This is a genomic window from Stenotrophomonas sp. K-6, assembly GCF_056861555.1.
Genome location: NZ_JBSPUC010000004.1, coordinates 21842 through 47146 on the forward strand (window position 1 = coordinate 21842; position 25305 = coordinate 47146).

Here is a 25305-nt window from a genome sequence, read left to right on the forward strand (position 1 = left end):
TTCCCCCGTTGTACCGCCCGGTGTCGTCCCTCGACGCCGGGCGATCCCCTTTCCGCTCCCCTGCGAATCCTTTGCCTCGATGTACGGTGAATTCAGTCTCTATGGTGTGTTCGTCCCGACCCTGCTCGGGCTGATGCTGCTTGCCTACCTGCTCAAGAGCGGGTTGCGCGTGGTCCTGCAGCGCACCGGCGCCTACCGCCACATCTGGCACCCCGCCCTGTTCAACCTGGCCGTGTACGTGATCGTGCTCGGCGGGTTGTTTTCCCTGATGCGTTGGATGCAATCGTGAACAAGATCCTCAAGCAGACATTCCCGGTCGTGTTGACCGCCGTGGCCGTAGTGGCCGCCGTGCTGGTGCTGCGCCACCTGTGGGCGTACTACATGGACGAACCGTGGACGCGCGATGCGCACGTCAGCGCCGACGTGGTCCAGGTCGCGCCGGACGTGTCCGGGCTGGTGGAGGCCGTAAAGGTGGCCGACAACCAGCCGGTCAAGCGCGGTGAGGTGCTGTTCGTGGTCGACCGCGCGCGCTATGAGATCGCGCTGGAACAGGCCCAGGCCGCCTTGGGCGAGCGCCGCGCCACGCTGGACCAGCTGCGCCGCGAGATCGCGCGCGACCGCAGCCTGCAGGATCTGGTCGCCGCCGAGGACGCCGAAGTGCGCCGGGCCAAGCTGCTCGCCGCGCAGGCCTCGATGGCCACCGCGCAGGCGGCGGTCGACTTGGCCAAGCTCAATCTGGCCCGCACTGAAGTGCGCAGCCCCAGCGCTGGCCACGTCAACGACCGCACCGTACGCGCCGGCGACTACGTGACCGCCGGGCGGCCGGTGATGGCGGTGCTCGATACCGGCTCGTTCCGCGTGGACGGCTACTTCGAAGAGACCCGCCTGCAGGGCGTGCATGCCGGCCAGAAGGTCGACATCCGCCTGATGGGCGAAGCGCAGCCGCTGCAGGGCCACGTGCAGAGCATCGCCGCCGGCATCGAAGACCGGTATCGCAGTGAGGGCAGCAGCCTGCTGCCGAACGTGACCCCGGCCTTCGACTGGGTGCGGCTGGCCCAGCGCATTCCGGTGCGCATCCATATCGACCGCGTGCCGGCCGGCGTCAACCTGATCGCTGGGCGTACCGCCACGGTCACCATCCAGCCGGACACCGCCCCGGCCACGCCGGCGCAACCGGCACGGACGGCGCTGTGAACCGCCCGGCGCTGCACCGCATCGCGCTGGGGCTGGCGCTGACCACGCTGGCCGCCTGCCGTACCGTCGGCCCGGATTACGCCGTGCCGGCCGGGTCCGCCTTCCAGCGGCCGGAGGCGAACGCCGCCTTCCTCGACACCGGCAACCCGCAGGTCGCCGCCGGGGCCGAGCTGCCCGCGCGCTGGTGGGAGCTGTACCAGGACGACACCCTCAATGCGCTGGTGCAGCAGGCGCTGCGCGACAACGTCGAACTGAAGGTCGCCGATGCCAACCTGCGCCGCGCCGCCGCGGTGTACGAGCAGACGCTGGATGCCGGTGGTTTCGAGTACGAGGCCGAGGCCGGCGTGAGCCGCGCGCAGCTGTCCGCCGAATCCTTCCTGCTTGAACACGAACTGCCGCCGATCAACCTGGCCGATGGCAAGTTCGCGGTGTCCTATCAGTTCGATCTGTTCGGCAAGCTCAAGCGCGCCTCCGAGGCCGCGCATGCCGACGAGCAGGCCACCGCCGCCGCGATGGATCTGGCGCGCGTGTCGCTGGTCGCGCAGGTGGCTGGCAGCTACGTGGACATCTGCCATGCCAACCATGAGCTGCACGTGGCCGAGCACTCGCTGCAGCTGCAGCAGCGCAGCCGCGAGGTCACCCAGCGCCTGATCTCGGCGGGCCGCGGCACCCCGCCGGAGCTGGCCCGCGCCAATGCGCAGGTGGCGATGCTGCAGGCTGCGCTGCCGCCGCTGCGCGCGCGCCGCCAGGCCTCCGAATACCAGCTGGCCGCTCTGCTCGGCCGCACCCCGGGCCAGCTGCCCGAGGGCGTGAGCGACTGCAGCGAGGCCCCGACCCTGGCGCAGGCGCTGCCGATCGGTGATGGCCGCGCGCTGCTGCAGCGCCGCCCGGACATCCGCCAGGCCGAGCGCAAGCTGGCGGCCGCCACCGCGCGGATCGGCGTCGCCACCGCCGAGCTCTACCCGGACATCCGCCTCGGCGCTTCGGTCGGTGCGGCTGGCCTGCTGGAAGACTTCGGCACGCCGTTGACCCAACAGTGGTCGATCGGCCCGTTGATCTCCTGGACGCTGCCCTCTTCCGGCACGCATGCGCGCATCCACGCCACCGAAGCCGGTGCCGATGCCGCGCAGGCGGAGTTCGACCACAGCGTGCTGCAGGCCCTGCGCGAAACCCAGACCGCGCTGAGCCGCTATGCCCAGGACCTGCAGCGCCTGCAGTTCCTGCAGCAGGCGCAGCAGCAGGCCGATCTGGCCGCCAGCCAGAACCGCCGCCTCTACCAGGGCGGGCGCACGCCCTATCTGGCCAGCCTGGATGCCGACCGCAGCCTGGCCAGCGCCGACGCGACCCTGGCCGAGGCCCAGGCGCAGGTCTCGCGCGACCAGATCCAGCTGTTCCTGGTGCTTGGCGGCGGCTGGAATGCCGATGCCGTCGCCACCGGCACGGCCGCGAGGTAAGCCATGCTGCTGCTGGACAGACAAGCCTGGTTGTTCTCGGTCAAGACCTTCCTGGCGGCGCTCGCGGCGCTGTACATCGGGCTGGCCGGCAATCTCTCGCGCCCGTACTGGGCGATGGCCACCGTCTACATCGTGACCCAGCCGATGCTGGGCCCGACGCGCGCCAAGGGCGCCTACCGTATCCTCGGCACGCTGATCGCCGGTGCGGCCACGCTGTGGATGCTGCCGCACCTGGTGGAAACGCCGCTGCTGCTGAGCGCGGCGATGTCGCTGTGGTTGTCCGGTTGTCTGTTCATCGCCCTGCTCAACCGCGGCCCGCGCGGCTACGCGTTCCTGCTGGCCGGTTACACCACCGCCTTCATCGGCTTCCCGGCGGTGACCTCGCCGGACACCATCTTCGACACCGTGGTGGCGCGCAGCGAGGAGATCATCCTCGGCACGGTGGTGGCGGTGCTGTTTGCCTCGCTGTTCTTCCCGGCCTCGGTGCGGCCGATGCTGCGCTCACGGATCGGCAACTGGATGGGGGATGCCGCCGACTGGTGCCGGCAGATCCTGACGCGCGGCCACGCGCATGGCCCGCGCAACCGGCTCGCCGCCGATCTGGTCCAGTTCGAGGCGCTGATCGAATTCATGCGTCGCGACGACCCGCGCCATGCCGGTGCGGCGGTCTCGATGGAGCGGCTGCGCGAGCGCATGCTGCTGATGCTGCCGGTGCTGTCTTCGATCGCCGACCGGCTGGGCGCGCTGCGTGCGGGTGGCCGTGCGCTGCCGCCCGGGCTGGAGACGCTGATCGCCGATCTGGCCCAGTGGCTGGAGCAGCCCGGCCGCTCCAGCGCCAGCGCGTACGCCACGCTGCGCGCGCGCATCGTCGCGCTCAAGCCGGCGGTGGATGGCGAGCTGGATCACCTGCTGCTGGTCACCCTGCTGCTGCGCCTGGAAGAACTGGTGGATCTCTGGCAGGACTGCACCACCCTGCACGCCGCCATCGATGCCGGCACCGCGCCCAGCGATGCCGCGCACTACCGCGTGCGCACCCAGCGCGTGGACCACGTGCGCCACGTGGACTACGGCATGGCACTGTTCTCCGCCGCCAGTGCGGGCGTTGCGCTGATGACGTACTGCGTGCTGTGGATCGGGCTTGGCTGGGAGGGCGGTGGCAACGGCGCGATGATGGCTGCGGTGGCCGCCGCGTTCTTCGCCGCGCAGGACGATCCCGCACCGAGCATGCTGTCCTTCCTGCTCTGGGCCATCGTCGCCAGTCTGGTGGCCGGCGTGTACCTGTTCGGGATCTTCCCCGCCGTGCACGACTTCGGCAGCCTGGCCCTGGTGCTGGCGGTGATCTTCCTGCCGCTGGGCCTGCTGCTGCACCGGCCCAAGACCGCGCTGATCGGCCTGCCCTTGACGGTGAATCTGGTCGCGCTGCTGAACGTGCAGAACACCTACAGCGCCAACATCCAGAGCTTCATCAACTCTGCCGTCGCAATGTTCATCGGGATCGGCTTTGCGGTGGTGATGACCCGGCTGTTCCGCTCGGTGGGCGCCGAGTGGACCGCACGCCGGCTGGTGCGCCAGGGCTGGAACACGCTGGCCGATGCGGCCGAGGGCCGTGGCCAGCAGGACCGCCAGCAGTTCGCCGCGCGCATGCTCGATCTGCTCGGCCTGCTCGCGCCGCGCCTGGCGGCCACGCCGGAAGGCAGCGACATCGCCTCGGTGGACATGCTCACCGAAGCGCGGATCGGCCTGAATATCCTGCAGCTGCGCCGCTCACGGCACGGCCTGCCCCCGGCCAGCGTGGCCGCGATCGACGCAATCCTGGACGAGGTGGCGGCGCATTACCGTGCACAGGCCGCCCGGCGGCGGCCATTGCCTGCACCGGCCGGGTTGCAGGCCAGGCTGGAGGCCTCGCTCAAGCGCGTGCAGACCGTGGAGGCTGGCAAGGCCCGCGATGAGGCCCTGATGGGTCTGATCGGGCTGCGCTTCGCCCTCTTCCCCGAGTCGGCCGTGGTCGATACCCCGGCCGAGACCGCCACTGCGGCACCCGGCCTGCCCGCGCCGCGCTGAACCGGCCTGGCCGCGGGCCGGCCGGCCCCCACCGATCAGGGCTATCCTGACGCATGCATTTGCGCATGGATCAAGGTGATTCCCGATGAGTTACGACCTGATGGTGTTCGACCCCGCCGTCGCCCCGCGCGAGGCCGAGGCCTTCCTGCAGTGGTACGACGCGCAGACCGAGTGGAACGAGACGCACGACTACGACGACCCGAAGGTGTCGGTGCCGGCGCTGCAGGCGTTCTTCGCCGCGCTCGCCGAGCATTACCCGCCGATGGATGGCCCGCTGTCCGATGACGAAGATGACCGCCCGGAAGTGACCGACTACAGCATCGGCCAGCACGTGGTCTATGCCTCGTTCGATGACGAAGTGGCCGAGAACGCACATGGTCTGGTGCAGGTGCTGGCCAATACACACCAGCTGGGCTTCTTCGATGTCAGCGGCGACGGCGCCATCGTGTTCCCGGATGGCACCGTGGTGATTCCGGAGTAAGAACGGGCACGGTTACGGGGTTGGAGCCTGTTTCTTCAGAAGCAGCGCTCTGACCTCTTGTCCCGCATCAGCGACTCATAAACAACTCAACCGCCTCATCAGCCTCGCTTGGAGGAATCTCTATGAGCATCCTGGCGATGCCGAGATTTCCATGTGCCAATGCGATGGCCGCCAGCAAAGACACACTCATTGTCTGATCCTGCTGAGCTGACGCCAATCGAGCGGCGCACCGCCCCATGTGCTGAAGCGCCTGGGAGTACTCCGGCTCCATTTCCTCCGGAACCTCGATGCCTGCTCGTCTTCTCTCAATCTCAATGCAGACAGGCAGAGCGAAGAACTCCCACGTCGCCCGATCCGGATGCTGGATAATCACATCGACGATGTGCGGTACCGCAGCGAAGGAAGCACTGTAAACATCGCCTTGATGACATAGGCTGCTCCAGAGCTCATGCCACGGCTCTCCCTCACCATGCTCAGCATGATCCGTACCGCTTGGGTATCGAATGGCGACAAGCCATTGGGGAATGTCATCCGCTGCACCATATGCATGGCTCAGCTGTGCCCAGCGGGGGTCATCGAGTCCTACCATCGCCATGTTGCGATCCTGCCAGCAGTCAGTACAACGCGCACGATAGCAGCGCGTCAGAGGCGGTCAAAAGACCAGAGCGAGATTCCTGCAGGCAGGCGTCACGAGACAGAAACTACAGAGCATCTGTTCATTGCGGCTGTCATCAGAAAAGCTGCCCCTGGGCCGGCGCTGTCACGACGGTGTCGGCCACCGCGTCCCCCTGGCCGCCCTGCAGGCGCGCCGCCAGGCCCGACAAACGGCTGGCATGCCGCGCCAATGCGGCCTCCAGTACCTCCGCACTGCCCAGCACGTGCAGCGACTGCCGCGCACGGGTCATGCCGGTATAGATCAGCTCGCGCGAGAGCACGCGGTTGTCGCGTCGCGGCAGCTGCAGCCAGACCTCATCGAACTCCGAGCCCTGTGCCTTGTGCACGGTCATCGCGAACGCACTTTCATGTGCGGGCAACGCCCCCGGGTGGAAACCGCGCGGTTGATCCGGTGTCTCGCCGGGGAACCAGGCGGTGACACTGCCCTGGCGGTCGATCAGGCAGATGCCGATGTCGCCGTTGAACAGGCGGTGCCGGTAGCTGTTCTCGGTGACCAGCAGCAGCCGGCCGTGGAAATAGCCCGGTGCCATGCCCGGCCGCGGCACACCGGCCAGCAGCGCTTCGATGCGCGCGTTCAGCCCGCGCGCACCCTGTGGACCTTCGCGCACAGCAGTGAGCAGGCGGATGCGGCCGGCATTGGCCAGCGCCTGACCAGGATCGGCGGCTTCGCCGAGGCCCCGCCAATGCCCGAACAGGTGTTCGCGATGATGCTGCAGCGGATCGCTCTGGTCCTCGTGGAAGTGCACACCGGCCAGCGTGCCCACGCGTAGCAGGGCCAGTGCGGTGGCACTGTTGCCCTCGCGCACGGCATGCGCCAGCGGCGCCAGATCGAGTGCGTCGGTCTGCCGGTAGCCACGCTGCAACTGCACGCGCCGGCCCGCGAACCGGCGTGGCGGTGCCAGCGGTTGCAGCGCCTCGGGCGCGAGCAGCGCGCGCAATGCCTGCGCATCGTCGGCCTGGGTGCCCAGGCCATCGCCACTGGCGCGCAGGATCGCGCTCAGCACATCACCGGCTTCCACCGAGGGCAGCTGGTCCGGATCGCCGAGCAGCACCAGCCGGCTGCCATCGGCGACCGCCTCCACCAGCTTGGTCATCAACGGCAGATCGATCATCGAGGCCTCGTCCACCACCACCACGTCATACGGCAGCGGGTTGTCGGCGTGATGGCGGAAGCGCGGCGAATCCGGGATCACCCCGAGCAGGCGATGCAGGGTGGTGCCGGTGCTCGGCATCGCATCGCACAGCGCCGGGGCGATGCCGAGCAGACGCAGACGCTGCACGGCCAGGCGCAGGCTCTCGGCCATGCGCTCGGCGGCACGGCCGGTGGGCGCAGCCAGCGCGACCCGTGGCAATGCCTGGTCTGCCTGCACTGCCTGGGCGGCCAGCAGCACCAACAGGCGTGCGATGGTGGTGGTCTTGCCCGTACCGGGACCACCGGTCACCAGCACCAGCGGATGGCGCAGCGCGACGGCGGCGGCGCGGGCCTGGTGATCGATGCCCTCGCGCGCCTGCGGGAACAGCTGGCCAAACAGGCTGGCCAAGGTACCGGGATCGGCCTCGGCCAGCGGATGGGTGGCGATGCGTTGCAGGCCTTCAGCGAGCCGACGTTCGTACTCACGGTAGCGGCGCAGATAGAGCAGCCCGTTTTCCAGCACCAGCGGTGCATCGCCGGCGACCACGTCATCTGCATGCGGCACGTCCACCCACGGCGACCCCTGCAGCTGCGCCAGCCAGGCGTCGGGTGCCGGCCAGTCGACATCGGCCTCGATCAAGCGCTGCGGCTGGGTCGGATCCAGACCGGCATGCCCTTCCGAGACCGCCAGCGACGCCAGTGCAGCACCGAGCAGCACCGCCTCGGGCGTGTCCGGGCGCAACCGGCGCAGGCTCTGCGCCAGTGCGTGATCGAGTGTGCGCAGCGCGTTGCCGCGGTACAGCGTGGTAAGCAGGCTCATGCGTCCCCCCGCGCGCGCGCGGCCATGCGGGCCTGGGCGTGTTCGCCACCGGCGAACAGCGCATCCAGTGCATCCACCAGAGCGGGATCGAAGCGATGCGCGTAAAGGCCGGGGCTGTCGTCGCGGCCGGCATCCAGTCCACGGCAGAACAGATAGCGGATACCGCCCATGTCACGCGTGTAGTCGTACTGCGCACCCAGCCGGAAGCGCAGCCAGCGATGCAGTGCCACGGTGTAGATCAGCGCCTGCAGGTCGTACTCGCTGCGCTGCATGGCGCTCGTCAGCCGGGCCGCGTCGTAGCTCGGCAGGCGGTTGGATTTGTAGTCGAGCACATACCAGCGGTCCGCTCGCACGTAGGTCAGATCGATCTTGCCGGTCATCAGGCCTTCCAGCCGCCGGCGTGTGCCGAAGCCATGGCGGTCGCGGACCAGTCCGTGCGCGTGCAGCAGGCTCAGCAGGGCGGGCACGGCGGTCGGCTGCATCGCGAAGTGGAACTCGATCTCGGCACGGCGTGCATCGGCCGGCAGGTCGTGCAATGCGCCGCCTTCCGGCAGGGGCGCGGTCAGGGTCTGGCCGACCAGCCCGGTCAGCATGGCCACGCCATCGTCCAGGTCCTGCTCGGCATAGCCTTCGGCGCGCAGCGAAGCGCGCAGGACGTCGGCTTCCTCGCCGGGTGCGGGCTGCCCGGCTTGCCAGCCGCCCCACACCGCGAAATCGGTGTTCTCCAGCGCGTCGTGCAGCACATTGCCGAAGCGGCTGCCCATGAAGCGCGGGTCGACGTCGTCGCTGACCATGGCCGGTTGTTCGGCGTCCAGGGTGAGATCCACGCCGGCCGGTTCGTCGGCCGCAGGCGCCGGCACTTCGGTCGCGGCGGCGTCGGTGTCGTGGCCGGCGTCGGCATGCGCCAACTGGGTGAAGCTGTAGACCCACCAGTCGTGCGGCACGCGGCGGGTCAGCGCGCGCACCGGCGGCAGTTCGCCCTCGCGTTCGAACGCAAGCTGTGCCGGGCGGGGTTCCACCGGGCCGTCGATCACGGCGATGTCCGGGTGGTCACGCAGGGCGGCCATGTTCGACAGCATCGGTGCCAGTCGGGTTTTTGCCAGGCCGGCGAGATCGCCGGCGGCGATCCACAGCGCGTGCTCGGCGCGGGTCAGCCCGACATAGAGCAGGCGCGCATCCTCGGCTTCCTGTTCCTGCGCGCTGCGCATGCTGGCCGCATTCCAGCTGTCGTCCTTGTCCAGTTTCCAGTGCAGCTCGCGGCGACCGTTGGCGTACACCGTGCAGTTCGCCTCGGTGTTCGGCGCGCCACCACCGATGCCGACGAACGGCAGGAACACCAGCGGATACTCCAGTCCTTTGCTCTTGTGCAGGGTGATGATCTGCACGCGGCGCGCATCCGATTCCAGGCGCAGCAGCTGCTGTTCGTCGTCCTGGTCGGCATGCGCCATCTGCACCTGCAGCCAGTCCAGCAGGCCGTGCATGCCCAGGGTCTGTCCGGCGGCCTGCTGCAGCAGTTCGCCCAGCTGCAGGTAGTTGGTCAAGCGGCGCTCACCATCCAGCAGGCCGAGCAGGCGCTCGGCGTGTTCGGCACAGAGATCGGCGATCACCGCGAACGGGCCGCCACGCTGCCAGCGCTCACGCCATTCCAGCAGCCGCACCTGGAACGAGCGTTGTGCATCCCCTTCGCGCTCCAGCGCATCGATCGCCTCGGCATCTTCGCCAAGCAGCACGGTCGACAGCGCCGCGCGCAGCCGTCCTTCATCGGCCGGTTGCAGCAGGGCCAGCAACAGCAGGCGCAGGTCGTGCGCTTCCGGCGTGGCGTACAGGCTCTGCTTACCCGCGGCGACGGCGGGAATACCCACCGCACCGAGCGCCTGCTGGATGCGCGTGGCCTCCTTGTGCGAGCGCACCAGCACCGCGATGTCGCCGGGTTGTACCGGCACATCGCGCAGCAGCGCGCGGCCTTGCCGGGCCTCGCTGAGGATCTGGTGGATCGCGGCGACACAGGCGTCGCTGGCCTGCTGTCGGGAAGGATCAGCCTTGAGGTCGCCGCCCTCGGTGTTGTGCAGCACGCGCACGGTCAGGCCGGGCGCGGGGACACCGTCGCGCACGAAGTCCGCATCCACCCGGGTGCTGCCGGGGTGCACCGGTTCGAACGCGATGTCGGCTTCGAGGAAGGCGCGTTCACCCGCGTTGGCGTACAGCGCTTCGATCGCGTGCAGCACCGTCGGGCGCGAGCGGAAGTTGCGGTCCAGCGCGGGCGCTGCGTCGGCCTGGCGCTTGGCCTTGAGATAGGTGTGGATATCGCCGCCGCGGAAACCGTAGATCGCCTGCTTGGGATCGCCGATCAGGAACAGCGCCGGGGCCAGGCCGGCCTCACGGGTCTCCTGCGAATCGCCGAACACGCGCTGGAAGATGCCCCACTGGCGGTCGTCGGTGTCCTGGAACTCGTCCACCAGCGCGATCGCGTACTGCGCGCGCAGCTGCTGCACCAGGGTGGCGCGATGCGGGCCGTCGAGTGCATCGGCGACGCCGTCGATCAGGTCATCGTAGGTCTGCACGCGTCCGATCCGCTTGAGCTCGGCCAGGCGCGCACGCGCTTCATCGCGCAGGTCATGCAGGAAGGCGGTGGCCTGCTGGCGCAGCCACTGCTCGCGCGCATCGGCCGCATGCCACCAGGCCTGCAACGCATCGAACAGCGGCGACGCCGGGCACTGGCCTTCCATGCCGTCCTTGCAGAAGGCCAGCAACTGCACCGGCAGCAGCTTGCCCAGGTGGCTCTTGTCGCCGCGCGGCCAGTGCTGCGCGCTGCGGCCGGCAAACAGCTCGCCGAAGGCCTTGTCGAAGCTGGGCCGTTTGGCACGGCGACCATCGAAGACCTTGCGATCGAAGGCGGTGGCGATCTGCGTCTGCGCGTCTTCGGCGTGCGCTGCGATGGCATCGGCCAAAGCAGTCGCGGTGAGCCGCAGCTGCGGGGCGGGGTCGTCGAAGGTGTGGCTCGGCCGCGCTGGCAGCAACGGCAACGGCTTGATCAACGTGGAGAGATCGCCGGCCAGCGCCTCGGGTGAGGCCCACAGCCAGGTCAACGCATCGACCGTAGCCGGATCCGTGGCATGCACGCGCCACAGGTCGGCGGCCAGTTCCTCGTGCAGCGCGCGTTCGCTCGGCAGCAGGGTGGGCGGATCGAAGGTGTGGCCGCTCTCCAGCGCGTGTTCGCGCAGCACGCGGGTGCAGAAGCCATGGATGGTGAAGATCGAGGCCAGATCGATTTCATCGGCGGCGGTCTGCAGCCGACGCGCCAGCGCGGCCGGTGTTTCTTCGCCAAGGGCAAGCTGGCGGTGGAGGATCACCCGGGTCAGGACGACCTCCGGACTGTCCTGTTCGCTCGGCGCGCGCTCGACCAGCTGTGCGGCCAATGCAAGGCGCTCGCGGATGCGCTTGCGCAGTTCCTGCGTCGCGGCATCGGTGAAGGTGACCGCCAGGATCTGGCCGATGCGCCAGCCCTTCTCCACCACCAGCCGGGTGAACAGCGTGGCCAGGGTGAAGGTCTTGCCGGTACCGGCGCTGGCCTCGATCAGGCGCACGCCCTCCAGCGGCAGCGCCAGATAGGGATCGGTGAGCAGGTCGTGGTCGATCATCGCAGGGCTCCTTCCTCGTCAAAGCCCGGGAACACCCGGCCCTCCCGCACCGCGGTGAACACCACGAAGCTGTTGTGCAGCAATTGTCGGTAGCTGTCCGCGCTGGCGAACGGATCATGGCCACGCAGCGCGAGCTGGTAGCCGGCGCCGGTGGCTTCGCCCCAGGTGCGATCGCTGCCATGCCACTTGGCGCGGCCCTCGGCTTCGCGCTTGGCCTCGGCGGCGGTGTACAGCACCCAGCCGGTGGACGGGCCGTACAACAGCGGCGCACGCAGCCCTTCGCTGCGCAGCTGCAGCAGGCGGCGCAGCACCTGGCGCGCGCGCTCGGCCTCCAGCGGCGGCAGCGTGTGCGGCCCCAGCCCGTCATCGCCCGCCTCGTGGAACTGCACCAGCGGCAGCGCATCGCCGGCGGCGTTGGCGAGCAGCCAGTCCAGCCCCTGGCGGATCGCGGCACGCCCATTGAGCGGGCCCGGGCGCAGGCGCACCAGACCGTGCGGATGCAGGCCCTGCACGCGGCCGTGCAGGCGCACGCCATCGATCTCCACCTCGTAGCGGCGGCTGCCGGCCGCGGTACCGGCCTGCCACTGGGCCAGGGCCTGCGCGTAGGGCTCAGTCTGCACCTGCAGCAGCGCGAACTGGCGCTCGCCCAGTGCACCGGAGGGCAGCAGCGCACGTGCGCGCAGCCGGGGGTACATCGGCGCGGCCTCTTCGCCGAGGGTAGCTTCGATTACCGCCTGCTGGAGCAGTACGGTGTCGCCACCGCGCGCCGCCATCACCAGGGGTTCGACATCCTCGGCGTTGTCGACGTCGTCGGGCAGGCGCAGGCCGAGCCGTTGCGACAGGAACTGGCTGGCCGGATCGGTGAGGAAGCGACGCAGCGCATCCACGCTCAGTTCCGCCTCGCCCACCCCGCTCTCCATCGGCGGCAGCGGCTTGGCGAACCAGGGCGCCAGCGCGCGCCGTGCACCGCCAAGCGAGCCGGCGGCCGGGTGCCATTGCTGGCGGTAGCTGAAACGCCGCGGTTCCTCACCGCCCCCGAACGCGGCCGGGGCGAACGGCTGCAGCGAATGCCGCACGGTCATCCGTTTGGCCGCCGCGGGCGGATCCAGGTGGTACTCGGCCGCCGCATCGATCAGCTCGCTGACCAGCACCGAGGGCTCGCGCACACTGCCATCGCGCGGGTCGGCGCCCAGGTAGCTCAGGTAGAACACGTCCTGCGCCGAGGCGAACAGCTGCAGGAACAGGAAGCGGTCGTCCTCGCGCAGCGAGCGGTCGCCGTGGCGTCGCTTGTCGGTGCCCAGCTCGGCGGTGAGCTGGTTGAGCCCGGCAGCCGGATCGCGACGCGGGAAATCGCCATCGTTCAGGCCGAGCACGCAGATCACCCGGAACGGCAGCAGCCGCATCGGCACCATCCGCCCGAAGCTGACCCCGCCGGTGAGCAGCGGGGCGCGCGTATCGGCCTGCGCAAGCACGCCAGCGAAATGCGCGCGAAGCACCTCCGGCGGCACGTCGCCCTCGAAGCCGGCGGTATCGGCGTCGCGGGCGAACTCGTTGATCAGTTTGCGCAGGCGCTCCAGCGCGCGCTGGCTGTTGGCCGCCTGCGGCGGTTCGGGCAGCAGCGCGTCCAGCAGGGCCAGCAGACGCTGCCGCCACTGGCCGGGTGACATCGCCTCACCCAATGCTTTCTGGTATCGCGCCAGCACCCGCAGCAGACCGAGCAGCCGGTCCAGCGCATCCAGCGCGCTGCCTTCCAGCTCCGGCCACGGCGCGACCCCGGCGATATCGCCGTCGCTGCCGCTGGCATGACCCAGCAACAGGCGATCAAGTGCGAACTGCCAGGTGAAGGCATCATCGGCCGGGGCCTGGTGCTGGCCGCGATGGGTGGCATCCAGCCCCCAGCGCGCACCGGCAGCCTGCAGCCAGTCGTGCAGGCGGTCGAACGCCGCCGCGTCCAGACCGGCCGCCTCGGCCAGCGGCGCGCTGGCGAGCAGATCCAGCACTTCGTTCAAGCCGAAGCGCGAGACCGGCAGCCCGAGCAGGTGCACGAACACATCGGCCAACGGCTCACCGGCCAGCGGACTGGTGTCGGCCAACGCATAGGGAATGTGCTCGTCGCCACCACTGCGGCCGCCGAACACCGCTTCCAGGTACGGCACGTACGGATCGATATCCGGTGCCAGCACCGCGATGTCGCGCGCCTGCAGCGGTGGATCGAAGCGCGGGTCCTGCAGCAGGCCGCGCAGTTGATCGTGCAACACCTGCAGTTCGCGCAGGCGGGTGTGGCAGGCATGCACCTGCAGGCTGGGGTCGTCGTAGCGCAGCCCATCGCGCAGCGCACCGGCCGGCTGCCCGCGGCGGTGGAACAGGTCGCGCTGCAGGCGGTGCAGCAGGCTGTCGGACAAGCCGCCGTCGGCCATGTCCGGGCGCGCATCGTCTTCGGGATCATCGTAGGCGGCGATCTCCCCGGAGGGGTGGACGACTTCATAGCTGCCCAGCACCGCCATGAAGTCGCGCCCGGCCGCGCCCCAGGCCTGCAGCAGGCGGTTCTCCCCGGCCGCCTCGCCGAAGGGATCGGGCGCGCCGCTGCGCAGCTTCTCGCCCAGGGTCTGCAGGTCACCCCAATAGGCCTGGGTCGGCGTGGGCAGATAGAAGTGCATCGTGCCGACCCGCGCCTGAGTGGCCATCACCCGCAGCACGTCCGGGGAGATGTTGAGCGTGGCGAAGGCGAACACACGCGCCGGCAGGCCCTGCGGCAGCGGCTGCCCGGCACCTTCGAAGCGGGCCAGATAGGCATCGATGCGGCGCGCGCGGTACTGCTCGCCTTGGGCGATGTGCCGCCACAGGATGGCCTGCGGGTCATTCGGTGCTGCGCCGGCCTCCCAACGAAGCAGCCAATCGCGACGCCATGCCTGGTACTTCTCGAACACCGAGGCCAGTTCGCCGGCCAAGGCCCATGGCTTGAGCGGATCGGTTGAGGACAGATACGCCTGCAGGGCCGCCATCGGCGGCCGGGCCATCAGCACCGGATCACGCAGCGCGGCATACAACCGCCAGCGCAGGCCTTCGGCATTGAGATCGTCATGTTCGCCGGGCACGTTGGCGTTGAGAGCGCGCGCCACCAGCTCGCCGGGCGTGAGGAACGCCAGATTGGCGGCAATGCCATACTCGGCCGCGAGGGTCGATTGCAGCCAGCGGCGCATGGCGACCTGCGGGATCAGCACCACCTCCGGCACCAGGATCGATTGGCCCGGCACCGGCGTGCGCAGCGTCGTGGCCAGCAGGGCGGCCAGCACATCGAGCGAGTTGGAGTGGTACAGGCGGAAGTCTGAAGCAGCGTCGGTCATCGCAGGAGTGTGCCGCAGCCCGCGCACGAACGCAGCGCCGACGCGTACCTGGACGCCGAAAAGGCAGCGGCCGACACCGGCCCGACACGCTGTGTTGCAGCCCTCGGCATGGTCTCCGGGGCGCTGCTCCCACCTGCCCGTGCGACAATACTGCACGGTCCAGTTCGGTTATGTTCAGCCGTTCACCACGATCTTACAACGTTGGAATTTTGTTAATGGCGCCCATGACGGTTTCCGAAGAAAGTCTGGTGCAGTTGTCCAACGTCCGCATCGACCGCGGCGGACGTACGATCCTGCGCGACGTTTCGCTGACCGTTCCGCGCGGCAGCATCACTGCCGTGCTCGGCCCGTCGGGCAGTGGCAAGTCCACGCTGCTGGCCGCGCTGACCGGCGAACTGCGCCCCGTTGCCGGCCAGGTCACCCTGTTCGGCCAGCCCATCCCGACCGGCGCACGCGCGCTGTTGGAGATGCGCAAGAGCGTGGGCGTGCTGCTGCAGGGCAACGGCCTGCTGACCGATCTGACCGTGGCCGAGAACGTGGCCCTGCCGCTGCGCACCCACACCCGCCTGCCCAAGCCCGTATTGCGCCGCCTGGTGCAGATGAAGCTGCATGCGGTCGGCCTGCTGGCCGCTGCCGATGCCTGGCCGCGCGAGCTGTCCGGCGGCATGGCGCGCCGTGTGGCCCTGGCACGCGCGCTGGCACTGGACCCGCCGCTGATGATCTACGACGAGCCGCTGACCGGGCTGGACCCGATCGCCTCGGGCGTGATCATGAGCCTGATCCAGCGCCTCAACCACAGCCTGGGGCTGACCAGCATCATCGTCAGCCACCACGTGCACGAGACTCTGCCGATCTGCGACCAGGTGATCGCGATCGCCAACGGCGGCATCGTGTTCCAGGGCAGCCCGGCCGCGCTCGAATCCAGCCAGGACCCGCTGCTGCGGCAGTTCCTGCATGGAGAGCCGGACGGCCCGATCCCGTTCGATGCCGCGCCGCGTGCGAGGGTTGCCTGATGCCGTTCGTTGACGCCACCCGCTCGCTCGGTCGCGCCGGCCTGTTCTCGCTGACGGTGCTGCGCGGCTCGCTGCCGACCGCCGATTTCCTGGCCGAGCTGACCCGCGAGATCTACAAGATCGGCGCACGTTCGCTGCCGATCATCGCCGTGGGCGGGGCCTTCGTGGGCCTGGTGCTGACGCTGCAGGGCTACCGCACGCTGACCACCTTCGGCGCCGCCGATGCCTTGTCCACCCTGCTCGGCCTGTCGCTGTATCGCGAACTGGCCCCGGTGCTGACCGCGCTGCTGTTCATCGGCCGCGCCGGCAGCTCCATCGCCGCCGAACTGGGCCTGATGCGGGCCACCGATCAGATCAAGGCGCTGGAATTGATGGCGATCGACCCGGTCGCCAAGGTCGTCGCGCCGCGCTTCTGGGCGGCGGTGCTGACCGTGCCGCTGCTGACCGGCATTTTCTGTTCGCTGGCGATCAGCGCCAGCTACTTCGAGGCCGTGCATGTGCTCGGCCTGGACAATGGCGTGTTCTGGTCGGCGCTGAGCAATAGCGTGGACTTCTGGGACGACTTCGGCGTGGCGATGCTGAAGTCGGCGATCTTCGGCGGCACGGCGGCCCTGGTGGCCTCCTATGTCGGTTTCCATGCCGAACCCACCATCGAAGGCACCTCGGTCGCCACCACGCGTGCGGTGGTCAACGCCTCGCTGCTGGTGCTGGTCTTCAACTTCGTGCTGTCGGCCATGATGTTCCAGTAGGTACCGACCGTTGGTCGGTGCGCGTCTTCGATACGCAAAGACTTCCCGCCCGGACACCTGTCCAGGCACCTGACAAAGAACAGTGAGATATCCCATGGCCATCCGCGGTCCCAGACTCGAATTTTCCGTCGGCGCGTTCCTGCTGCTGGCGCTGGCCTCGCTGCTGGTGCTGGCCGTGGCCTCCACCAATCAACGGTGGGGCACCGGTGGCAGCGGCTACGAACTCAAGGCGCGCTTCACCCAGATCGGCCAGCTGCGCAAGCAGGCCCCGGTCAAGATCGGTGGCGTCACCATCGGCCAGGTCTCGGGCATCGAACTGGATCCCCAGAAGTTCGACTCGATCGTGACCCTCAAGCTCGACGGCAAGTTCAAGGATCTGCCCGCCGATACCTCGGCCGGCATCTTCACCAGCGGTTTGCTCGGCGAGAGCTATATCGGACTGCAGCCGGGCGGAGATCCGGACGTGCTCAAGTCCGGCGACGAGATCGTCTTCACCCAGCCGGCGGTGGACCTGCTCCAGCTGGTCGGCAAGTACATGTTCAGCGGTCCGGCCAACACCGGTAGCGCTGACTCCCACGATGGCAACGGCGCGCCCGCGCCTGCAACGGAACCGCAACCATGAAAAAGACCCTGATCCCGGCGCTGCTCGCCTCGGCCCTGCTCGCCGCCACGCCCTCGCTCTCCTTCGCCCAGGCCGCTCCGGCTGCCGCCGCCGCCCAGCAGGGCCAGGCCGGCAAGGCGGTGATGGACGCCAGCACCCGCATCCTGACTTCGCTGCAGCAGCGCCGCACCGAATTCCGCGCCAACCCGGCCGTGCTGCGTGACTTCATCAACAGCGAGCTCAACAAGACCTTCGATCGCGACTACGCCGCCCGCCTGGTGCTGGGCGTGCACGGCCGCGGCGCGTCCGATGCCGACGTCAAGCTGTTCGCCGATGCCATGGCTGACAACCTGATGCAGCGCTACGGCTCGGCCCTGCTCGAGATCCAGGGCAAGCCCACCTTCCGCCTGAAGAGCGAGTCGCCGCTGCCGGGCAACCGCGGCGTGCGCGTGTCCACCGAGCTGATCCGCGCCGGCAGTGAGCCGACCCCGGTCGACTACCTGATGCGCAACGTCAACGGCCAGTGGAAGATCTTCGACGTGATGATCGAAGGCATCTCCTACGTGCAGACCTTCAAGACCCAGTTCGACGCCCCGCTGCGCCAGAAGTCGATCCAGCAGGTGGCCACCGAACTGCGCAACGGCAGCATGCAGGCCGGGCAGGCCCCGCGTGGCAAGTAACAGCGCCAGCGTGCAGCGCAATGGCAGCTCGCTGGTGTTCAGCGGGCCGCTCGACCGCGCGGCGGTGACGGCCCTGTGGCCCTCGCTGACCGCGCTGGACGGCGTGCAGCAGGTGGATCTGGCGGCGGTGAGCCGGCTCGACAGCGCCGGTCTGGCGCTGCTGGCCGAGCTGGCCGCACGCCTGCGTGCAAACGGGACAACGCCGACGATCGTCGGCAGCCCGGACGGTTTCACCGACCTCAGTGCTGCCTACCGGCTGGCACCCACCCTGGATTTCCATGCCCTTTCGGCGGCGAGCTGACATGAACGTCATACGCACCCTCCCCCTCCTTGTACTGACGCTGGCCCTGAGCGCCTGTGCCGGCAAACCCGCACGCGACAGCGCACCGGTCAGCGTCGAGGTCGCCCCGACGGCGGCACCGGCTGCCGATGTCGCCAACACCGATGCGGTACCGGCCGAGGCCGTCGCCGACACGGCCACCGAAGCAACGCAGACCAGCACCGATCCGGCGGCCGCAGCGGCCACCACCGGCACCGCGCCGACCAATGCCGAGGACGACTTCGCTGCGCTGTACGGCGGTCCGGCCCCCACGGCGGAGGGCAGTGAAGGCGGCAGTGCTGCCTATGACCCCTGGGAACCCTTCAACCGCAAGGTGCACAGTTTCAACAACGTGGTCGACCGCGCCGTGGCACGACCGCTCGCCACCGCTTACACGCGCGTGGTTCCGCGTTTTGCGCGTACCGGTGTCACCAACTTCTTCAGCAACCTGCGCGCGCCGGTGACGATCACCAACCAGCTGCTCCAGGGCCGTCCGGATGATGCGTGGGACAGCCTGGGTCGTTTCCTGATGAACTCCACGTTGGGCCTGGGTGGCTTGTTTGATCCGGCCAGCAAGGCGATGGTGCCGCGACGCAGCGAGGACTTCGGCCAGACCCTGGGTGCCTGGGGCTGGCGCGGCTCGCGTTATGTGGAACTGCCCTTCTTCGGCCCGCGGACGGTGCGCGACGTGTTCGGTTTGGCGGGCGACATCCCGCTCTCGCCGATCCGGACCATCGAAGAAGACAAGGTCCGAATTGGTCTTCAGGGTCTGCAGCTGGTGGACATGCGATCGCAGTTGATGGCGCTGGACGACATCCGCGACAACGCCGTTGACGAGTACGCCCTTACCCGCGACGCATGGCTGCAGCGCCGCAACTATCAGATCGAAAACGACCTGCGTGGCAAGCATGCGCGCGGCAAGGACGCCGACGACACCGCGCCGATCCCGGTCGATGCGATGCCGATGCCGAACTGGGGTAACTGAAGACAGATAAAAAACCCCGCCACTGCGGGGTTTTTTATTGCTCTGCATTGTGCCACCGCGGGTCGGTGGCGATGTCCTACAGCTGTTTGTCCAGACTGATCTGGACGCCGTGGTCGCGGTCATCACTGCCGACCAGCCCACGGTAGTCCACCCGCAGGCCCCATGCCCGGCCGAAGTCGAACATCACCCCGGCGCCCAGCATCCAGCGGTTGTGGTTGAAGCCATCCAGCGTGGTGCGATAGAACGGCACCCCGACCAGGTCGGCGTACTGCATCGTGGCCGTGCCACTGCCGCTGAAGTCGTGCTGGTACTCCACCCGCAGTTGCGGCGTCCAGGCACCCCATGCTGCGGTCTTTCGCGACTCGATGCGCAAGCCCGCGTTACCGGTGCTGGTGTCCACGTCCTGATCGCCGTAGCGCAGGGAGAACAGGTCGCTGCCCTGCTCGACATAGCGGTCGAGCGTGCCGCGCGACGCGTCCAGTCGCGCATACGGGGTGAACTGCCAGCTGCCACGGAGCAGGTCGGCACCGACAGACAGCGAACCGAACCACTGGCTGCCATCGCGACGGGCATGCACGAAGCTGCCGTCGCTGGTCACGTAGCGGCGCAGGTCGTAGTCAAGCAACTGGTGGCCCAACAGTGCATCCACGAACAGATGCTGGCCGGGGCTGTAGCTGCCGTACACCGCCAGGGTGAAGGCCTGGCCATCGCTGCGGCTGCCGTTCTCACCTACATCGGTGCGGTCGCGGCCATAGCCCAGGCCGACGCCGACGGCAAGGTCGTCGCCCACCTGCAGGTCGCTGCCAAGGGTGACGCCGTCCGTGTTGAAGTCACCGCCGGCACTCCCGTGTCCGTTGGTCCGGCCGCTGCGGATCGTGCCGCCCACCCAGAAGCCAAGCGGTGCCTGCGAGCCAGTGCCGGTCGCGGCCGGCGCATCCAGCCCCGGTTCCCGATCGAACGGCTGGCGGCGCTGAGCGTCGCAGTCACTTCCGGGCAGACTGCCCACCGCCGGATCGCAGCGCTGCGGCCCGTAGGCCAGGCCCAGATTGTTGCTGAAGCCGTTGCTGCGGCTGGCGCCATGTAGGCGCTGCATGCGCTGCTGGAGGTTCTCGATCTGCGAGCTGGCGAAGCGCCGCGCGGCGTCGGCCTGCGCCGACAGCAACCCACGCACTTCCGGGTCGCGGGTCGGGTCAGGGCGCTGGGTCACCTGCACGGTGTAGTCGCGCGTGCCGGTGAAGCCCAGTGCATCGGTGGCGGTGACGGTAAAGGCGAACGCACCCGCGGCGGTGGGCGTGCCGGTCAGCGCGCCGGATGCTGCCAGCGCCAGGCCGCCGGGCAGCGCGCCGGTAGTTACCGCGTAGGTGTACGGGGCGGTGCCACCGCTGGTGGAGAGCTGCTGCTGGTAGGCGTTGGCGAACAACCCGGCCGGCAGGGTCGACGGGGTCAGCGTCAGCACCGGCGCAGCCACGCTGAGCGTGTAAGCCTGGGTCACGGTGGCCGGGGTGCCGGTGGTGCTGTCGGTGGCGGTCACGCTGAAGGCAACCGTGCCCACCGCGGTGGGCGTCCCCGACAGGCCACCGCTGGCAGCATCCAGCGCCAGGCCCGCCGGCAGGGTGCCAGTGGTGATGGCGAAGGTGTACGGCGCTACGCCGCCGCCGGCAGCGAAGGCTACCTGGTAGGCGCTGCCCGCCGTGGTCGGGGTCAGGGCGCCGGCGGCCGGCGTCAGGCTCAGCGTGGGCGTGGCCACCTGCAGCGTGTAGTTCTGGACCACGCTGGCCGGGGTACCGGTGGTGCTGTCGGTGACGGTGACGATCAGCGCGAAGCTGCCAGCCTGGGTCGGCGTACCCGACAACACACCGGTGCCTGTGTCGAACGCCACGCCGCTGGGCAGCGTGCCGTTCAACGCGTAGGTGTACGGTGCGACGCCGCCGGCAGCGGTGATCGGCTGCTGGTACGCACTGCCCGCCGTGGCCGGTGACAAGGTGGCCGGGGTCACTGTCAGGGTCGGGCTGGCCACGTTCAGCACGAAGCCCTGGCCGGTGGTGAACGGGCCAGTGCCGGTGCTGCTGTCGGTCGCCGAGGCCTGCAGGTTGAAGCTGCCGGCCTGGGTCGGGGTACCGCTGACGGTGACGCTGTCGGCGGTGCTGGCGGTGATCGACAGGCCGACCGGCAGATTGGCCACCTGGTAGCCGCTGTAAGGCGCAGCGCCGCCGGACCAGGTGAAGGTCTGGCTGTAAGGCACGCCGGCCACCGCCGAGAACACGCTGTTGGCGCTGACGGTGATCGTCGGGGTGCCCACGCTGACCGTCACCGTGCCCGGCAATGAAGTGCCGGTGCCGTTGCTGGCGGTGTAGGTGAAGCTGTCAGTGCCGGCGAAGCCTGCGGCCGGCTGGTAGCTGATCGAGGTCGGGCCGGTCACCGTGGCGGTGCCGTGCAATGGGGCCGTACCGATGGCGACCGAACTGGCCGCCCCGCCCGACAGCGCGAGCGTCACCGCCGCGGCCGGCGCACCGTAGGCCACCGAGGTGTTGACGTTGCCGGCCACCGGCAGGCCGTCGGCCACGGTGATCGACATCGGGGTGCTGGTCGAATACGGCGCACCCACGCCGGTGCTGCTGTCGGTGGCGGTCACGGTGAAGTTGAACGTGCCCAACGCGGTCGGGGTGCCGCTGAAGACACCGCTGGCCGCCATGCTCAATCCCTGCGGCACGCTGCCGGCGGTGATCGTGTAGGCATACGGCGCGGTACCGCCGCTGGCCGGGCCGACCGTGGCGGTATACGGCTGGGCGAGCGTAGCCCCCGGCAATGGGCCACCCGGCAGCACCAGCGTGGGTGCGCCCACGGTGAGCACGTAGGCCTGCGTACCGGTGTAGGGTCCAGGTGCCGTACTGGTATCGGTGGCGGTAACACTGAAGGCGTACGAACCACCGGCGGTGGGCGTACCGGCCAGGAGGCCGCCCGCGCTGAGGGTCAGGCCCGGCGGCAGCGAGCCGGTGGTGACCGCATAGCTGTAGCTGCCACTGCCGCCGCTGGCGACGAGGGCCTGGCTGTAGGCAACGGCGATCGCCGGAGGCGGCAGCGCCGCCGGCGCGACGGTGACCGGCTGGTCATCATTGAGCACGGTCACGATGCCCTGCGCATCGGCGAGAGTGGCATTGGTGGGTGCGGTCAGATTGACCGCGAAGGTCTCGTCGTTCTCCGGCGTGGTGTCGCCGTTGACGGTGATCGCAATGGTCTGGGTGGTCGCGCCGGGTGCGAAGGTCAGCGTGCCGCTGGCGCTGGTGTAGTCGGTGGGCGCGACCGCGCTGGCATTGGCGGTGGCGTAGTTGACGGTGACCGTCTGCCCGCTGGCCGCCGACAACGTCACCGTCAACGTGGCGGTGACTGTGCCGGCGTTGCCCTCGGTTACCGAGGTGTCATTGATCGACAGCGACGGCAGCGCATCATCATTGATGATCGTGCCCAAGCCCTGCGCGTCGGCGACGGTGGCACCGGTGACGTTGCTGACATTGACCAGGAAAGTTTCGTTGGGCTCGTTGAACGTGTCGCCGTTGACCAGCACGGTGAAGGTCGCGCTGCTGCTGCCCGCTGCAATGGTCTGCCCGGCCAGTGCCTGGGCGACATAGTCGCTGCCGGCGGTGGCGGTGCCGTTGGCGGTGGCGATGTCGAAGCTGACCCCGCCCGGGCCCGCCGGCGCGTTGAGCGACACGGTGAAGGTGAACGCCGTGGTGCCGCTGTCGCCTTCATTGAGGCTGACGTCATTGATGCTCAACGCCGGCTGGTCGTCGTCGATGATCGTGCCGGTCGCACTTGTCGGTGCGCCGACGCCATAACCGGAGCCTGCAGCCAGCGTCAGCACCACGGTCTCATTGGCTTCCACGGCGCTGTCGGCCGTGGGCGTGACGGTGATCGTGCCGGTGGTGGCCCCGGCTGCGATCGACAGCGGCGAGGACACCGCTGCGTAGTCGGTGCCGCTGGTGGCGGTACCGCCCACGGTGTAGGCGATCGACAGCGGCACCAGGCTCGGCTGGTCCAGGGTGACGGTGTAGACCAGCGGGGTGCCGCTGTCTTCGTTGACGGAGGCCGGGGACACCGTGATCGATGCAATGGGCACATCGTCATTGAGGATCGTGCCGGTGGCGCTCGCCGGCGCACCGACGGTGTAGCCGCTGCCGGCCGCGACGGTGAGGATCACCGTTTCGTTGGCCTCCACGGTGGCATCGGCGGTCGGGTTGATGGTGACCGTGGCGGTGGTGGCGCCCGAAGGAATGCTCACCGTCGCCACGCCGCCGGTGTAATCCACGCCACTGGTCGCGGTGCCGCCGGTGGTCAGGTTGACCACGGTCGGCGAGGACAGGTTGAGGCTGCGGGTGACGGTGTAGACCAGGTTGGTCGCCCCGTCCTCGCTGACGCTGGCCGGCGCCACGGCGATGCTGACGCTGGGCGCCGCGCTCACGGTCAGGGTGAAGTTCTCCACCTCGAAATAGCTGCCGGTGCCGGTGCTGCTGTCGGTGACGCGGATGGTGACCGGATAGGCGCCGGGGGCCACGGCGGTGGTACCGCTGATCACGCCTGCATTGAGCGTCAAACCGGCGGGAAGGCTGCTGGCTTCCATCGCGTAGGTGTAGGGCGCAACGCCACCGGTGGTGGCCAGCGTCTGCGAGAACGGTACGCCCTGGATGGCCGTGGCCGCCGCCGGGGTGAGGCTCAGGCTGGGGTTCTGCACGGTGCCGCTGTAGGTCTTGTCGGCGGTGGCCGTGGTGGCATCGGTGGCGCGTACGGTGAAGGTGTACGCGCCGCGCTGGGTGGGCGTGCCGCTGATCACTCCGGCGTTGAGGGTAATGCCAGGCGGTGGGGTACCGGCTTGCAGCGTGAAGGTGTACGGCGCGGTGCCGCCGCTGGCGCTGAGCGTCTGCGATACCGCCGTGCCGGCGGTCAGGGTGAGCGCGGCCGGTGCCACCACGATCGTGGAGTTGGCCGGGGAGATGGTGACCGTGACGCGGACGGTGTCGCCATCGGTGTCGGAGAATTCGAAGACATCACTGGTGGCGGTGTCGCCGCCGTGACCATAATCGACGAACCAGTTGCCGCTGGTGATACGCAGGTTGGCGGTGCCGTGCTGCGGCAACTGCGGACCGTCCACGGGGCCCTCGCCGGCCAGGGCGACCGGATTGGCGCAGGCCGAGACGTTGATCGCCACCGTGCCGCCATTGCCGACGGTCGCCGACTGGGCCGGACAGATCAGCGAGGTGTGCGCGGCCCACGCGGCGGTGGACCACAGCGCGGCGCAGAACAGGACGATCAGGGTCGAGAAAACACGCGCGGTACGCGCGTATCGGGTACGGAATGCCATGACCTTTCCCCCTTGGAAAGAATCCACCTGGATGCAGAACACCATCGAGGTGCGCGTCCCGTGCCGGCTGCCCCGGGAGCATGCTGCTCCCGTCGTTCCCTGACGTCGCCAGCGGCAGGCATTCCACGCCTCCCCCCTTTGGCGCCATTGGAACAGAGTCCCCGTGGCGAGGAAAGGGGCGCGGCGGCGGGACTTGTGAACAGCCTGAATGGCGTTCAGAGTAGTTGCGCGCCAGTCCGGCGCCGCGCTCAGCATCCAAGGGGGATCAGATGAGCGAATTCTTCGTCGGCCAGATCATGATGGCCGGGTTCAATTTTGCACCCAGGTATTTCGCGCAATGCAACGGGCAATTGCTGCCCATCAACCAGAACCAAGCCCTGTTTTCGCTGTTGGGCACGCAGTACGGCGGCGATGGCGTCACCAACTTCGCCCTGCCCGACCTGCGCGGGCGCACACCCGTCGCGTATGCGCCCTCGGTCGATGCGACATGGCAGCCACCGACCCTGCAGATCGGCCAGCGGGCCGGGACCGAGAACGTGACGCTGTTGCCCACGCAGTTGCCTGCGCATGGCCACCAGGTGGTGGGCGTGGCCGCCGCGGGCGACAACCGCAACCCCACCGGGCGCACGTTCGCCGGCGGCGGCACGGCCAAGCTGTATGCAGCCCAGGGCGGCGCCCTGGTTGCACAGGCACCGTCGTCGGTCGCCCCGGCGGGCAGCACCCAGGCCCATCCGAACATGCAGCCCTACACCACGCTCAACTTCTGCATCGCGCTGCAGGGAATCTTCCCCTCCCGCGGTTGATCA

At 69.0% G+C, this 25305-nt stretch carries 17 protein-coding genes; 12 read left to right on the top strand and 5 right to left on the bottom strand.

Annotated features, from left to right (window positions below; translation table 11 throughout):
• Window positions 1-79: 79 nt before the first annotated feature.
• The 5 genes from AC13F7_RS13210 (at window position 80) to AC13F7_RS13230 (ending at window position 5190) form a co-directional block, all read left to right on the top strand.
• Window positions 80-289: a DUF1656 domain-containing protein gene (locus AC13F7_RS13210; protein ID WP_019183984.1), complete on the top strand. Its 210-nt coding sequence runs from the start codon at window positions 80-82 to the stop codon at window positions 287-289.
• Entirely contained in the window at window positions 286-1194 is a 909-nt protein-coding gene (locus tag AC13F7_RS13215) for an efflux RND transporter periplasmic adaptor subunit (protein ID WP_483001109.1), read from the top strand. The genes AC13F7_RS13210 and AC13F7_RS13215 overlap by 4 nt, the downstream gene beginning before the upstream one ends.
• Complete coding sequence (locus AC13F7_RS13220; protein WP_483001111.1) at window positions 1191-2648, top strand: efflux transporter outer membrane subunit; 1458 nt, start codon at window positions 1191-1193, stop codon at window positions 2646-2648. Before AC13F7_RS13215 ends, AC13F7_RS13220 begins: the two co-directional genes overlap by 4 nt.
• Before the next feature lie 3 nt (window positions 2649-2651).
• The gene (locus tag AC13F7_RS13225) at window positions 2652-4709 is read left to right on the top strand and encodes an FUSC family protein (protein ID WP_483001113.1); all 2058 of its coding nucleotides are present in this window, start codon (window positions 2652-2654) and stop codon (window positions 4707-4709) included.
• Window positions 4710-4794: 85 nt separating this feature from the next.
• Window positions 4795-5190: a hypothetical protein gene (locus AC13F7_RS13230; protein ID WP_346471704.1), complete on the top strand. Its 396-nt coding sequence runs from the start codon at window positions 4795-4797 to the stop codon at window positions 5188-5190.
• 67 nt (window positions 5191-5257) lie between these two features.
• On the opposite strand, the gene AC13F7_RS13235 is transcribed toward AC13F7_RS13230, so the two are convergent.
• From AC13F7_RS13235 to recC, 4 genes are all read right to left on the bottom strand, one after another.
• Window positions 5258-5785, bottom strand: coding sequence for a hypothetical protein (locus AC13F7_RS13235; protein ID WP_483001121.1), 528 nt, complete (start codon window positions 5783-5785; stop codon window positions 5258-5260).
• A gap of 136 nt (window positions 5786-5921) precedes the next feature.
• A complete protein-coding gene (gene recD / locus AC13F7_RS13240) occupies window positions 5922-7817 on the bottom strand; it encodes an exodeoxyribonuclease V subunit alpha (RefSeq protein WP_483001124.1) in 1896 nt (631 codons plus the stop codon).
• Window positions 7814-11455: an exodeoxyribonuclease V subunit beta gene (gene recB / locus AC13F7_RS13245; protein ID WP_483001127.1), complete on the bottom strand. Its 3642-nt coding sequence runs from the start codon at window positions 11453-11455 to the stop codon at window positions 7814-7816. The genes recD and recB overlap by 4 nt, the downstream gene beginning before the upstream one ends.
• A complete protein-coding gene (gene recC / locus AC13F7_RS13250) occupies window positions 11452-14799 on the bottom strand; it encodes an exodeoxyribonuclease V subunit gamma (protein ID WP_483001132.1) in 3348 nt (1115 codons plus the stop codon). The genes recB and recC overlap by 4 nt, the downstream gene beginning before the upstream one ends.
• 224 nt (window positions 14800-15023) lie before the next feature.
• Here recC and AC13F7_RS13255 point away from each other — a divergent pair, with 224 nt between their 5' ends.
• The 6 genes from AC13F7_RS13255 to AC13F7_RS13280 all read left to right on the top strand — a co-directional run bounded on the left by AC13F7_RS13255 (window position 15024) and on the right by AC13F7_RS13280 (window position 19146).
• Complete coding sequence (locus AC13F7_RS13255; RefSeq protein WP_353086655.1) at window positions 15024-15812, top strand: ABC transporter ATP-binding protein; 789 nt, start codon at window positions 15024-15026, stop codon at window positions 15810-15812.
• Window positions 15812-16561 carry an MlaE family lipid ABC transporter permease subunit gene (locus AC13F7_RS13260; RefSeq protein ID WP_019183993.1) on the top strand — a complete coding sequence of 250 codons (750 nt, stop codon included), beginning with the start codon at window positions 15812-15814 and terminating at the stop codon, window positions 16559-16561. Before AC13F7_RS13255 ends, AC13F7_RS13260 begins: the two co-directional genes overlap by 1 nt.
• A 94-nt stretch (window positions 16562-16655) precedes the next feature.
• Window positions 16656-17183: an outer membrane lipid asymmetry maintenance protein MlaD gene (gene mlaD, locus AC13F7_RS13265; RefSeq protein ID WP_483001142.1), complete on the top strand. Its 528-nt coding sequence runs from the start codon at window positions 16656-16658 to the stop codon at window positions 17181-17183.
• Window positions 17180-17842, top strand: coding sequence for an MlaC/ttg2D family ABC transporter substrate-binding protein (locus AC13F7_RS13270; RefSeq protein ID WP_481470443.1), 663 nt, complete (start codon window positions 17180-17182; stop codon window positions 17840-17842). Before mlaD ends, AC13F7_RS13270 begins: the two co-directional genes overlap by 4 nt.
• Window positions 17832-18143 (top strand): STAS domain-containing protein, encoded by a 312-nt coding sequence (locus AC13F7_RS13275; RefSeq protein ID WP_483001150.1) that lies wholly within the window; start codon window positions 17832-17834, stop codon window positions 18141-18143. The genes AC13F7_RS13270 and AC13F7_RS13275 overlap by 11 nt, the downstream gene beginning before the upstream one ends.
• A gap of 1 nt (window position 18144) precedes the next feature.
• A complete protein-coding gene (locus AC13F7_RS13280; protein ID WP_483001153.1) occupies window positions 18145-19146 on the top strand; it encodes an MlaA family lipoprotein in 1002 nt (333 codons plus the stop codon).
• 76 nt (window positions 19147-19222) lie between these two features.
• On the opposite strand, the gene AC13F7_RS13285 is transcribed toward AC13F7_RS13280, so the two are convergent.
• Window positions 19223-24499, bottom strand: coding sequence for a putative Ig domain-containing protein (locus AC13F7_RS13285; protein WP_483001156.1), 5277 nt, complete (start codon window positions 24497-24499; stop codon window positions 19223-19225).
• A 269-nt stretch (window positions 24500-24768) separates the two neighbouring features.
• Between AC13F7_RS13285 and AC13F7_RS13290 the strand changes: the two genes are divergently transcribed.
• Window positions 24769-25302, top strand: coding sequence for a phage tail protein (locus AC13F7_RS13290; protein WP_259208110.1), 534 nt, complete (start codon window positions 24769-24771; stop codon window positions 25300-25302).
• The last annotated feature ends 3 nt before the right edge of the window (window positions 25303-25305 follow it).